The organism is Curtobacterium sp. PhB128, from assembly GCF_004340725.1.
Taxonomy (GTDB): Bacteria; Actinomycetota; Actinomycetes; order Actinomycetales; family Microbacteriaceae; genus Curtobacterium.
In genome coordinates, this window is sequence record NZ_SLUR01000012.1 from 46,359 (window position 1) to 58,344 (window position 11,986).

Annotated in this window: 12 protein-coding genes; 5 read left to right on the forward strand and 7 right to left on the reverse strand. The window is 70.9% G+C overall.

All coding sequences use genetic code 11. The annotated features are described in order from the left end of the window. Positions 1-38 precede the first annotated feature (38 nt). From murQ to EDF23_RS17155, 3 genes are all read right to left on the reverse strand, one after another. Positions 39-965 (reverse strand): N-acetylmuramic acid 6-phosphate etherase, encoded by a 927-nt coding sequence (gene murQ / locus EDF23_RS17145; RefSeq protein WP_131922550.1) that lies wholly within the window; start codon positions 963-965, stop codon positions 39-41. A gap of 8 nt (positions 966-973) precedes the next feature. Next, on the reverse strand, positions 974-1,870 hold the full coding sequence (locus EDF23_RS17150) for a MurR/RpiR family transcriptional regulator (RefSeq protein ID WP_131922551.1): 897 nt from the start codon (positions 1,868-1,870) through the stop codon (positions 974-976). A 208-nt stretch (positions 1,871-2,078) separates the two neighbouring features. Next, positions 2,079-2,723, reverse strand: coding sequence for an NUDIX domain-containing protein (locus EDF23_RS17155; protein WP_131922552.1), 645 nt, complete (start codon positions 2,721-2,723; stop codon positions 2,079-2,081). Positions 2,724-2,814: 91 nt separating this feature from the next. Between EDF23_RS17155 and EDF23_RS17160 the strand changes: the two genes are divergently transcribed. Next, positions 2,815-3,756 (forward strand): ADP-ribosylglycohydrolase family protein, encoded by a 942-nt coding sequence (locus tag EDF23_RS17160; protein WP_165901179.1) that lies wholly within the window; start codon positions 2,815-2,817, stop codon positions 3,754-3,756. 147 nt (positions 3,757-3,903) lie between these two features. Here EDF23_RS17160 and EDF23_RS17165 read toward each other — a convergent pair whose 3' ends face one another. The 4 genes from EDF23_RS17165 to EDF23_RS17180 all read right to left on the reverse strand — a co-directional run bounded on the left by EDF23_RS17165 (position 3,904) and on the right by EDF23_RS17180 (position 6,081). Continuing rightward, positions 3,904-4,380 (reverse strand): DUF4395 domain-containing protein, encoded by a 477-nt coding sequence (locus EDF23_RS17165; RefSeq protein ID WP_131922554.1) that lies wholly within the window; start codon positions 4,378-4,380, stop codon positions 3,904-3,906. Further along, entirely contained in the window at positions 4,377-4,841 is a 465-nt protein-coding gene (locus tag EDF23_RS17170) for a thioredoxin family protein (RefSeq protein ID WP_131922555.1), read from the reverse strand. Before EDF23_RS17170 ends, EDF23_RS17165 begins: the two co-directional genes overlap by 4 nt. 250 nt (positions 4,842-5,091) lie before the next feature. Next, positions 5,092-5,463, reverse strand: coding sequence for a hypothetical protein (locus EDF23_RS17175; RefSeq protein WP_131922556.1), 372 nt, complete (start codon positions 5,461-5,463; stop codon positions 5,092-5,094). A gap of 18 nt (positions 5,464-5,481) precedes the next feature. Further along, the gene (locus EDF23_RS17180; RefSeq protein WP_131879072.1) at positions 5,482-6,081 is read right to left on the reverse strand and encodes a TMEM175 family protein; all 600 of its coding nucleotides are present in this window, start codon (positions 6,079-6,081) and stop codon (positions 5,482-5,484) included. 47 nt (positions 6,082-6,128) lie between these two features. Here EDF23_RS17180 and EDF23_RS17185 point away from each other — a divergent pair, with 47 nt between their 5' ends. The 4 genes from EDF23_RS17185 to EDF23_RS17200 all read left to right on the forward strand — a co-directional run bounded on the left by EDF23_RS17185 (position 6,129) and on the right by EDF23_RS17200 (position 11,845). Further along, positions 6,129-6,356, forward strand: coding sequence for a DUF1653 domain-containing protein (locus EDF23_RS17185; RefSeq protein WP_165901180.1), 228 nt, complete (start codon positions 6,129-6,131; stop codon positions 6,354-6,356). Between the two features lie 444 nt (positions 6,357-6,800). Next, the gene (locus tag EDF23_RS17190) at positions 6,801-7,712 is read left to right on the forward strand and encodes a hypothetical protein (protein ID WP_131922557.1); all 912 of its coding nucleotides are present in this window, start codon (positions 6,801-6,803) and stop codon (positions 7,710-7,712) included. Between the two features lie 50 nt (positions 7,713-7,762). Continuing rightward, positions 7,763-8,263, forward strand: coding sequence for a hypothetical protein (locus EDF23_RS17195; RefSeq protein WP_131922558.1), 501 nt, complete (start codon positions 7,763-7,765; stop codon positions 8,261-8,263). Positions 8,264-8,350: 87 nt separating this feature from the next. Next, positions 8,351-11,845 carry a TM0106 family RecB-like putative nuclease gene (locus tag EDF23_RS17200; protein WP_131922559.1) on the forward strand — a complete coding sequence of 1,165 codons (3,495 nt, stop codon included), beginning with the start codon at positions 8,351-8,353 and terminating at the stop codon, positions 11,843-11,845. The last annotated feature ends 141 nt before the right edge of the window (positions 11,846-11,986 follow it).

The window sequence follows — 11,986 nt, forward strand, 5'->3', positions numbered from 1 at the left end:
CGGGGGAAAGGAAACGGAAGAAAGGAAGGGAGAACGGGTCAGGAGATGACTGCGCGCAAGGAACCGGAAGCAGCGACGAGGCGCTCACGGGCCGAAGCAGCCGAGGCGCCGGTGAGGATCATGGCGATGGCCGTCTTCACCTCGCCGTCCGAGGCATCGAGCGCCGCCTGGACCTCGGCAGAGGCAGCGCCGGTGACGTCCTGCACGAGCGAGAACGCCCGCGCGACGAGCTTCGCGTTCGTGGCGCGCACGTCGACCATGCGGTTGCCGTACGTCTTGTGGCTGCGCACCATCGCGAGCGTGGTGAGCATGTTCAGGACGAGCTTCTGCGCGGTGCCCGCCTTCAGGCGGGTCGAGCCGGCGATGAACTCGGGGCCGACGACGACGTCGATGGCGATGTCCGCCTCCCGCCCCGCGGCCGAGTCGGGGTTGCACGCGACGGAGACCGACAGGGCGGAGCGGCGCCGGGCCTCCAGGATGGCTGCGATCACGTAGGGCGTCCTGCCGGACGCGCTGATCCCGACGACCACGTCGTCGGCCGTCAGGCCGAGCGCGTCGAGGTCGCGGACGGCCGCTGCTTCGTCGTCCTCCGCGCCCTCGACGGCGGTGGTCAGGGCGACGTCGCCGCCGGCGATGAGCCCCACCACCTGTGACGGGTCGGTGCCGAAGGTGGGCGGGCACTCGCTGGCGTCGAGGACGCCGAGCCGGCCCGGCGTACCAGCACCGACGTAGACGAGTCTGCCGCCGCGCGCGAAGGCTGCGGCGATCGAGTCTGCCGCCAGGGCGATGGCCGGGAGGCACGGCTCCAGTGCGGCAGGCACGCTGCGGTCGCCGGCGTTCATGCGCTGGGCAGCTTCCAGCGTGGAGATCGTGTCGATGTCGTCCAGGGAGTGGTCGGTCGCCTCGGTCGTGAGGGCGGCAAGTTCGTCGCGGAGGGCGTCGTGGCTGTCGTGCTTCGTGGTCATGGTGGTGCTCAGTTCCGGTGGTGGGTGCGGACGGCGTCGCGGCTGCGGGCGAGGAGCGGCTGGGACCGCTCGTCGGTGCGCTGCGCGACGACGATGAAGAGGGCGTCGACGATGGCGAGTTGGCTCATGCGGCTGCCCATCGCGGCGGGGCGGAGGGCGCTCTCGGCACCGGCGACCCCGAGCAGGACGTGGTGGGCCGCGGTGGCGAGCGGGGCGTTGGCGTGGCCGGTGATGGCGACGATCGTCGACCGCTGGGCTGCAGCGGCGTGGGCGACCTCGAGCGTCTCGGTGGTGGAGCCCGAGTGGCTGACGAGCACCAGGACGTCGTGCTCACCGATGACGCTCGCGAGGGTCAGGGCGTTGTGCGGGTCGTCGGCGATCGAGCTCACGATGCCGATGCGTTCGAGCTTGAGGTGCAGGTCCCGCGCGACGATGCCGCTCGCACCGACGCCGTACAGGACGACGCGGCGGGCTTCGCTCACCGCTGCGGCCGCGGCTTCGAGGGCGTGCGGGTCGAGCGCGGCGCGGGTGTCGGCCATCACGGCGCGGACGTCCTCGGTGACCTTCGCGATGACGGTGGCGACATCGTCGTCGACGGCGACCCCGGCGTGGATCTCGGTGTGCTCGCGCTCGTGGATGCCCCGTTCGACGGCCCGGGTCATGCTGCGCTGCAGGCCGGCGAAGTTCGCGAAGCCCAGGTGCTGGGCGAAGCGGGAGACGGTGGCGGGGGAGACGCCCGCGCGGCCGGCAAGCTCGGCGGCGTTCGTGGTGGCTGCGGCTGCCGGGTCCTCGAGCACGGCGTCGGCGATGGCGCGCATACTCGACGGCATCGTGGCCGACTGGGTGCGGACGAGGGCGAAGGCGTCGGCGCGCTCGACCCGGTCGGCTCGCTCGGTGATCGTCATCCCGCTATGAAAGCGTCTTTCGTGACCGAGCGCCAGAGGTGAAAGTAAATTGCGTGTTACGGGTGGTGGGTTGGTTGCGTGGCGGTGCTCGCGCGTTCAGTGAGCAGAAAACGTCGAGTCGCCGCCGCGGACTCGACGTTTTCTGCTCACTCGACGAGCGGCGGACGCGAACCCGGGCGGTCGTGCGTCCGGCGAGTGACCGGCTCCGTCACCCCCGCCGGTACCGCGTCGCCGGCTTCCCCGGCCCGTCCGCGCGCTTCGTGTCCGTTGCGACCAGCTTCGGCAGCATCGCTCGCCGGAACGAGTCCGGCAGGAGGCGCTCGCCGAGGACCGCCTCGTGCAGCTGCCGCAACTCCGACATCGTGAACGGTTCGTCGAGCAGCCCGTGCGGATCCGGGGCAACGCTGTAGACGGACCGGAGTCGAACGACCGCGAACTCGAGGATGTCGTCGTGCCCGTGCACCATCCCGCGCGCCTCGATCACTGGCGTGAGTCGCGCCCGGGGCTCGTCCAGGTCCAGAGCACGAGCCGGCACCACGTCGAGGTGCGCCACCGACAGCACCCACCCACGGTCGTCCCGCGCCGGATCGTCGAACACGTGCAGCTGCTCCGGCGCGAGCCCCGTCACGCCCGCCTTCGTGGAGAGCGACCGCAAGACGGCCGAAGCCAGCCGCTCACCCTCGTGCACGAACGTCCCCGGGAGTCGCCAGTCGCCCTCGGTGGCATCGCGGACCTGCACGACGGACAGTGGTCCGCCCGCGGGGACGGTCAGCACCGCGGTGTCCACGGCGACGGAGGGTCGCGGGTAGTCCGTCAGGCGTCGGCCGCTCGCGTCGCGGTACTCGTCGGTCATGTTCGTGAGTTTACGCACACTTGCGCAAATGTGGCGAGTGGTGCAGGATCGGTTTTACGCAATCCCGCGTAAACCCGATCCGGAGGTCCACATGACCACCCCGCAGATCCACGACCGAGCAGTCGGTGCCGTCCTCGGTTCCGCCGCCGGCGACGCCCTCGGCGCCGGGCACGAGTTCCGACCGGCAGTGCCCGAGCCGACCCCGATCACGATGACCGGCGGCGGCTCCTTCGGCTGGGCGCCGGGGGAGTGGACTGACGACACGAGCATGGCCGTTCCGATCCTCCGCACGGTCGCCCGCGGCGGCGACCCAGCGTCGGAGCCAGCCCTCGACGGCCTGGTGGCCGCCTGGGCAGCGTGGTCGGTCAACGCGCCCGACGTCGGCATCCAGACGCGCAACGTGTTGACCGGTCTGGAGGCACGGATCGCCTCCGTCGCGCGGGCTGCGGCCCGCCAGGAGCACGAGTTCAAGGGCCGCTCCGCCGGCAACGGGTCGCTCATGCGGACCGCACCGTTGGTGCTCGCCTACCTGCGCGGTGACGTCGGCGAAGAGGAACGGCTCGCAGCGGCGGCTCGCGCGATCAGCGACCTGACGCACTACGAGTCCGACGCGGGGGACGCGTGCGTGCTCTGGTGCGTGGCGATCCGGCACGCGGTGCTGACCGGCGAGCTCGACGTCCTGCGTGGCGTCGACCTGCTCGACCTCGACCGGCGCCGAGTGTGGGTGGACCGGATCGTCACGGCCGAGCACTCACAGCCGGTGGACTTCACGGAGTCGAACGGGTGGGTGGTGTCCGCGCTGCAGGCCGCCTACGCCGCGGTGCGCCGGAGTTCCTCGCTCGAGGACGCCCTGGTCCGCGCAGTCCGCACCGGCAACGACACCGACACGGTTGCTGCGATCGCCGGCGGGCTCGCAGGTGCGCTGTACGGGGCGTCGTCGTTGCCGGCTCAGTGGCGGGAGCTACTGCACGGCTGGCCGAACCTGCGCGCCGACGACCTCGTCGCGCTCAGTGAGCAGGCGCTCGCCGTCTGACCGGACCGGCGTCGGAGGCTGCCGTGGGGGGAGCCTCCGCCGTCGGGCTGGTCGTTCTCGTGGGGCCGGCCCACCGCTCTGGAGGCGACCACATCGGCAGCGCGGGTGGCGGGGCGGAGGTGAGCCGGGCCTCCCGGTCGACCGCCGTCAGGCGATGCCGCGTCGCGGACGGAACACGCCCGCACGGACCAACCACACGTAGAGCAAGCAGCCGATGCAGACGTCGAACACGGCGTTGAGGAACGCGGCGATCAGGGCGACCGCGGCGCCGATGGGGGCTGCGTACGGCACGCCGAGCAGGGCGAGGAGCAGCGCCACGGCGGTGACGAACAGGCCGACCTGCTGGGCGAAGGTCGGCGGTTCGGGCGCCTCGAGCTCGGCGGGCGGGGCGAGCCTCGGCCGGACGAAGCGACGGAAGAGCGCGCCGTACGGGTGGCGGCGGATGCCGGCGATGCCGCCGATCGCGAAGAGCACCACGATGACCGCGAGCAGCACGATGCCGACGACCCACGTTGCGGGGATCAGCGTCAGGACGATCGTCAGGGCGAGCAGGACCGTGGTGATCGCGGCGCCGAAGCGTGGGGAGCGGGGGTCGATGCCTGCTTTGTCGGGGGCGGTGGTCATCGGGACTCCTGTGGGCCGGTGAGGACGGTGTCGAGGGCTGCGGCGAGCTCCGGTGGGCGGGGTGGCCCTCCGAAGCGGGTGCGGACGGCGTGGGAGCCGTCGACGAGCAGGACCGTGGGGGTCTGCAGGACGTTGAAGCGCGTGGCGAGGTGCGGGTGCTCGGCGAGGTCGATCTCGAGCCGGGTCACGCCGGGGTGCTGCGCTGCGAGGCTGTCGAGCTGGCGGGCCGTCGCCGGGCAGCGGGCGCAGGTCGGCGTGGAGAACTGGACGAGGGTGGCGCGGGTGCCGAAGGCGGTCGGGGGAGCGATGTCGGCGACCCTGCTGTCGGGGCTGGCTGGCGTGTTGCGCGCGCGGCCGGTCTGGGGGACCGCTCGGCCCGTCCTCGTGCGCAGGAGCAGGCCGATCACGGTGGCGAGTGCGAGGACTCCCACCAGGACGGCGACGGCCACGATGACGGTCATGCCGTGACGGTACGTCGTTCTGGTGCGTCCAGGGGCGAACGTGACCGAACGTGACGGTCTCGGTGGGGTCGGACGATCGTGGAGGGGGTCGGGGTCGGAGGTCCGGCCGGCCGGTCGCTGGCCCCTAGATTAGGCATACCATTCAAGGGACCGCGACCGGGACCATCACCTGGACCGACGCACATGGCGGCGCGCGGCGGTCGCCGGACGCGGTGGACCGGCGACAAGACGCGGGAGGGCTCGCGTGTCGTCAGAGCGCGGCGCGGGCCTGTTCGATCCGCTCGATGAACGCCCGAACGCCCCAGACGACGAAGGTCAGGCGCTGCCCGTCCTGCAGGACGACCTGCATCTGCCGCGAGACGTTGCGTGAGGTGTCGTGGAGCTCCGCGATGGAGTCGAGCGGGATGCCGAACGTCGGCCGGAAGAAGTTGAACGGGTGCGCTCGGAACCAGAGGGCAGCGGGGGTGAGGGTGAGTCGGCCTCCCGCGGCTTCGTGGCGGCGCATGCCGAACGGGCCGGGTGCTGCGATCGACCGGACGAGGCCGGCCTTCGCTGCCGCTTCGTCGATGACGAAGTTCGCGTTCTTGCGTGCCAGTACGGTCTCCGCGTCCCCCAGGCCCATGCGCTGACCGTGCCGTGCTCAGACGCGGCGGAGCAGCCGAGCGACCGTGCCCTGCAGCACGAGGAGCAGGGCCCAGAGCAGGCCGATGCTCGGGAACACCACCGACAGGATCAGGGCGAGCGACAGCAGTCCGGCGGCGATGAGCCCCCGCGCCGAGTCGCCCAGCGGCGTGGAGAGCAACTCGGGGTTCCGTCGGAGCACGAGTTCGATGCCGGTGAGCGCCAGGCTCGTCACGACCATGCTGCCGAGGTACAGCGCATGGGCCACACGGTCGTCGTTCTCGCCGCTGTTGAGCAGGTTCGCGGCGAAGGGCAGGAACACGATGCTGATGAGCCACACGAAGTTCAGCTGCATGACCCGGGCGTTGTAGGAGCGGACATGCTCGAACACCTGGTGGTGCAGGATCCAGAACCGCGAGATCAACCAGAACGTGATGAGGAACTCGAGCAGGGCGGGCCAGTGCTCCCGGAGGAGGTCGCCCGCGCCCTCGCCGTCGCGCAGGTCACTGGCGATGTCGACCAGCGGCAGGATCAGGAGCGTGATCGCGATGGCGACCGTGGCGTCCGAGAAGTTGACGAGTCGGTCGAGGCCGCGGTCCGTTCGAGCGTGCTCGGTCATGGCCCGAGTGTAGGAGCGCTCTGCCACCCGGCCCTAGCATCGCGGGTGTGAGCGACGACGTGACTCCTGGCCGGTACCGCCACTTCAAGGGGAACGACTACGAGGTGCTGCTCGTCGCCCGTGACGTCGAGACCGAGGAACCGGTCGTCGTCTACCAGGCGCTGTACGGCGAGCGGGGGCACTGGGTCCGCTCGCTCGCTGACTTCACGGCGCACGTGACCCGCGACGGGTACGACGGCCCGCGGTTCTTCAGGACCAGGCTCGACTGCGTTTGAAACATCACCGTTGAGTACGATATACCTCTTTGTGTAGCCGAGGGGGCTACCCATTTGAGAAGGGGGGTGCGCAGTGAAGCGCACCATCAAGCAAACACTTGTCGTCGGCGCGGTGGTGGCTGTCGTCTCGCCGCTGCTCGCAGCTGGTCCGGCGGCCGCGACGGGCATCGATTCCTCGCTGGCAGCGTCCGGAGTCGTCGTCGACCCGACGTTCGATTCCACGAACGCTGTCCGAGTCGACGAGAACGGTGACCCGCTCGGACGGGCCAATCCGTGCCATGACCGCGCGTTCGCGGCGATCCCGAAGATGCTCACGTCCGTGTCGGGGTGCAGCATCATCGGGTCGAGCACGAAGACGAAGGTCACGTACAGCTGGTACCGCGACCGAGGCCGGGTCGGGGTCTGCGTGTGGAGCAAGGGCTTCAACGCTCGTGCGCAGACGACGTGGACCGCGTCGGGATGCGGGACCGGTCGCCGTGGCGTGGTCATCAACTGGGGCAACGTTGCGGCATCGAAGCAGATCCGGGGAATGACTGCTTCGGGCGTCGCGGGCGTGCAGTGGGGCTGATCGCGACACGTCGGCGCAGGCGCTCGCTCATCTGGGTGGGCGCTTGCGCCGTCGCGGTCGCCGCGACCGGGTGCGGTGCTCCCGACTCGACGACGACCCGAACGCCCCGGACCACCACAACCGTTCGCCCGGCGACGGAAAGCGCCCGGATCATCGAGACCGTCTCGCAGCAGCGTCTTGCCGATGTGCTCATCGCGGGGCTCCCCTGTGAGGACCGGGACGACTACCAGGACGACTTGACGTTCTGGGACTCGATGCGTGGCTACGACTGCGTGGACGCGGCCGACACGGTCTCCGTTCGTGTGTACGGCAGCAGCCGGTCCGTCGACCAGATCCTCCCGTCATGGGCTGACGCTCTCGTGGACGGACGCGGAGCTCGGCGCGGCGTGAACTGGTTCGTCGTCGGACCGCGCGATCTGATCTCCCAGGTCGATCCGCCTCGCGAGGATCCCGAGGTGCGGTCGTCGTCGACATCCGCCCCTGCCCCGACGGCGCAGCAGGAGTTCCTGACCAACTGCTCCCAGTACACGTTCGACGAGGCCGTCCGTGCGATCCGCGGTGAGCGGGTGACGGAGACGGACGGTGCGTACTACAACCGGGCGTTCTCTGGCGTCGGCGAAGCCGTGCGAGCGTCGTTGGACCAGCGTGATCTCGCGCTCCTCCGTGCGGAAGACGACGAGGCGCGATGGCCATCGATGCTGTCCGAGCGCGGCCCCGCGTGGAAACAGGTGTGTCGAACAGCCATGTCACGGCACGACGACCTGTTCCGGTCCGGAGCGGAGGACTGATGCGCGTTGTGTCGATCGGACGAAGCGCCGGGGCGCTCGGGGCTCTCGGAGTGACGATCCAGGCAGCCGATGACTTCACCCGCATCTTCTTCGAGAGTCCGATGGCCAGCTCGTCCGCCGTGTTGGCGGGTGCGAGCATCGTGCTGCTGCTGATCGGGGGCGTGCTCAGCTGGCGTGGAGACCGGCTCGTGTGTTGGACGCTCGGTGCCCTGGCTGTTCAGGTGGTTGGTCGCATGGCTGTCGATGTGGAACCAATGGCCGTGTACTGGTCGGTGTCGGTTGCGCACATGCTCGGGCCGGTCCTCGCGCTCGCCATCGGCGTGGTGATCGCCCGTCGGGCCGGTTCCACGGCACTGCGGCGTCTCGGGTGCATCATCGGGATCGCCGCGGGCTGCTGGATGCTCGCGAGTTGGACGCAGGTGCCGTTGCTGCTCGTTCCGCTGACGCGCGCCGTCACGGACGGCTGTCTGCTCGCCGTGGTCGCTTGGCCTGCCGTCTTTGAGGCCGGTCGGCTGGCGCGCCGCCTTTGGGACTCCGCGGAGGTGCGCTGACGCCGGCCGCTGCCGTCTGACCGCGCGCGGCGCCGGTGTCGGCGGGCGGCCCTAGGCTCGCAGGGCACCAGAGAGACGGGGGAACGCATGCAGATCGGCGTCGACGGGCACGTGCTGCTCAGCCCGAGTGACCTCAGCACGTGGTCGGCCTGCGAGTGGGCGTTCCTGCGCCGACTGGATGTCAAGCTCGGTCGCGGGGAACCCCTGCCCGAGGCGCACGACGACATGCTCGAGCGCACCGCACGGCTGGGGGACCAGCACGAGCTCGACTACCTCGACATCCTCAAGCAGACCCGCGACGTCGTCGAGTTCGACCGCCCCGCCCCGCCGGACTACGCACGCGCCGCAGCCGAAGCGCGACAGGCCTTCGCCGACGGCGCCGACGTCCTGTACCAGCCGACGTTCCACGCGGCGCCCACGGCGGGCAGCCCGGGCTTCATCGGCTTCGCGGACTTCATCATCCGCAACGACCAGGGCGAGTACGAGGTCTACGACACCAAGCTCGCGCGCCACGCCAAGATCAGCGCCCTGCTGCAGCTCGCCGCCTACGCCGAGCAGATGCAGGCACACGGCATCCCCACCGGGGCGCAGGTGCACCTGGTGCTCGGCGACCGGACGACGACCACGCACGACCTCGCCGACATCGCGCCGGTGTACCGCACGCAGCGCGCCGAGCTGCAGCGGGTGATCGCCGAGCGGATCACTGCCGACGCCGAACTGCAGTGGGGCGACCCGCGCTACTCGAGCTGCGGCCGCTGTGCCGTCTGCTCGACCCAGGTGGCCGAGCACCGCGACCTCGTCCTCGTCGCGGGCATGCGCCTCGACCAGCGGGCGAAGCTCATCAAGCACGAGGTGCGGACGATCGACGACCTGGCGGTCCGCACCCGGGCAGTGCCGGGCTTGTCCCGCGCGACGCAGGATCGGCTGGTGCGCCAGGCGAGCCTCCAGATCGAGACGGAGACCGCCCGACGGAACGGCGCCGACGGGCCGGACCAGCCTGTGAAGCCGCGCTTCGAAGTCCTCGATGCCCGCGCGCTCGACGCGATCCCGGCCCCCGACGCCGGCGACGTCTTCTTCGACTTCGAAGGCGACCCGCTGCACACCGAGGACGGCGTGCACTGGGGCCTCGACTACCTGTTCGGCCTGGTCGACGACCGCGCGGAGTTCACCGCGTTCTGGGCGCACACGATCCGCGACGAGCGAGTTGCGCTGGAGCAGTTCCTCGCGTTCATCGAGGCCCGGCGGCAGCAGTACCCGGGCATGCACATCTACCACTACGCCGCCTACGAGCGGACGCACCTGCTCTCGCTCGCCGCCCGGCACGGGGTCGGTGAAGAGGCCGTCGACGACCTGCTGCGCGCTGGCGTCCTGGTCGACCTGTACCCGATCGTCCGCAAGGCCCTGGTCGTCGGCAGCCACAGCTACTCGATCAAGAAGCTCGAGCCGCTCTACATGGGCGACGACCTGCGCGAAAGCGACGTCACGAACGCCGCCGACAGCATCACCGCCTACGTCGACGCGATCGAGGAACTCCGCAACGGGGACCCCTCCGCCGGCCAGCACATGCTCGACGAGGTCGCCGACTACAACGCCTACGACTGCCGCTCGACCCTGCGCCTGCGCGATTGGCTCCGGTCGCTGCGCACCGACGACCCGGACGCAGTCGATCCGGCACTCGAACTCGACGTCCCGCCGATCCCCGTCGAGCGCGAACCGAACCCGGTGTACGTCGCGCTCGCGTCACACCTGGAGGACGTCGACGCCCTCGACCGCACGCCCGACGAGACCGCGCTGGCGCTCGCCGCAGCCGCGATCGACTACCACCGGCGCGAGGCGAAGACCTTCTGGCAGGACCACTTCGACCGCCTGCGCAACCCGGTCGACGACTGGGCCGACACCCGCGACGTCCTCGTCGTGGAGCGCGCGTCCGTCGAGCGGGACTGGGACACGCTGCCGCGTGCCCGCTCGCAGTCGCGAGAACTCCGGTTGTCGGGGACGCTCGCGCCCGGTTCGCGGCTCCGGCCTGGAGGCACGCCCCACCTCGTCTACGACGACCCGCTTCCGCCGTCGGTCGTGTCTCCGGGCCCCGGGTCGAAGGGCGCGTCATCCCGCGCCGTGATCGTGGACGTGTGGGACAACGGCGACGCCGTCGAGGTGCTCGTGAAGGAGGGGCTGCCCGTCGGAGCGGAGCCGCACCACGAGTTCCCGGTCGCGCTCGCACCGTCGGCACCGCCCCGCGCGAAGCCGCAGCCCGAGGCGATCGCCGAGTGGGGGCAGCAGGTCCTCGACGAGCTGCCCTCGATGGTGGCGGACCCGGCCGTCGACCTGCTGCGCCGGGTGCCGCCGCGCGGTGCGATCGTGCCCGTGCAGGGCGACGACACGGTGTCCGCCGTGGTGGCGACGCTGCTCGGCCTCGACCACTCGTACTTGGCGATCCAGGGGCCTCCCGGCACGGGCAAGACCTACGTCGGGTCGAACGTCGTCGCACGGCTCGTCCGCGAGTACGGCTGGCGGGTCGGGGTCGTCGGGCAGTCCCACGCGACGTCGGAGAACTTCCTGTCCTCGGTCGTGAACGCCGGCGTGCCCGCGGACCGCGTCGTGAAGGTGCCGAAGTCCGGTGCGACCGAGGACGAACTCGATGCCGCCGCGTGGACGCCCGTGAAGAACGGTGCTGCCGTCGCCGCGTTCCTGTCCTCGTGCGAGGCCTCCGGCACCGGCGGCGTCGTCGGCGGGACCGCGTGGACGTTCGCGAACGCGTCGACGATCGAGCGCCGCTCCCTCGACCTGCTCGTCGTCGACGAGGCCGGACAGTTCTCGCTCGCACCGACCATCGCGTCCTCGCTCGCCGCGACCCGACTCCTGCTGCTCGGGGACCCGCAGCAGCTCCCGCAGGTCTCGCAGGGCTCCCACCCGGAGCCCGTCGACGAGTCCGCGCTCGGGTGGCTGGCGGACGGCGAGCACGTCCTGCCGCCGGAGTTCGGCTACTTCCTGGCCCGCACCCGTCGGATGGAGCCGGCGCTCACCGAGTCCGTATCGGCGTTGTCCTACGACGGGCAGCTCGCGTCGATGGTGTCCGGTCGGCACCTCGACGGCATCGACGCGGGCGTGCACCCCGTGCCGGTCGTGCACGCGAGCAACACGACCTCGTCACCGGAGGAAGCCGCCCGCGTGGTGGCCCTCGTCGGCGATGTCGTCGGGCGGACCTGGACCGACGGCTCGGACGCTCGCGCCCTGACCGACGAGGACGTCATCGTCGTCGCCCCGTACAACGCGCAGGGTGCCTTGATCCGTCAAGAGCTCGACCGTGCAGGCTTCACCGGCACCCAGGTCGGCACGGTCGACCTGTTCCAGGGCCGCGAGGCCGTCGTGTCGATCGTGTCCCTGGCAGCGTCGAGTGCAGCCGACATCCCGCGCGGCCTCGACTTCCTGCTCATGCCGAACCGGCTGAACGTGGCGCTCTCGCGGGCGAAGTGGGCGGCGTACCTCGTGCACTCGCCGGCGCTGACCACGGGGCTCCCGCCCTCGATCGCCGGCCTGTCGCTGCTGTCCCGCTTCATCGAGCTCGTCCAGCCCGCTCGCTGACGACCGCGCCGGCCGCGCCGGCCGCTCCGCCGCCGCTCGGTGGCGGAGCCCGGCGTGCTGCCAGGCGAGTGACGGTCCTGGTTCAGGAAGTCCGGCGATCGTGAACCAGAACCGTCAGCGTGCCAGCGTGCCAGAGCGCCG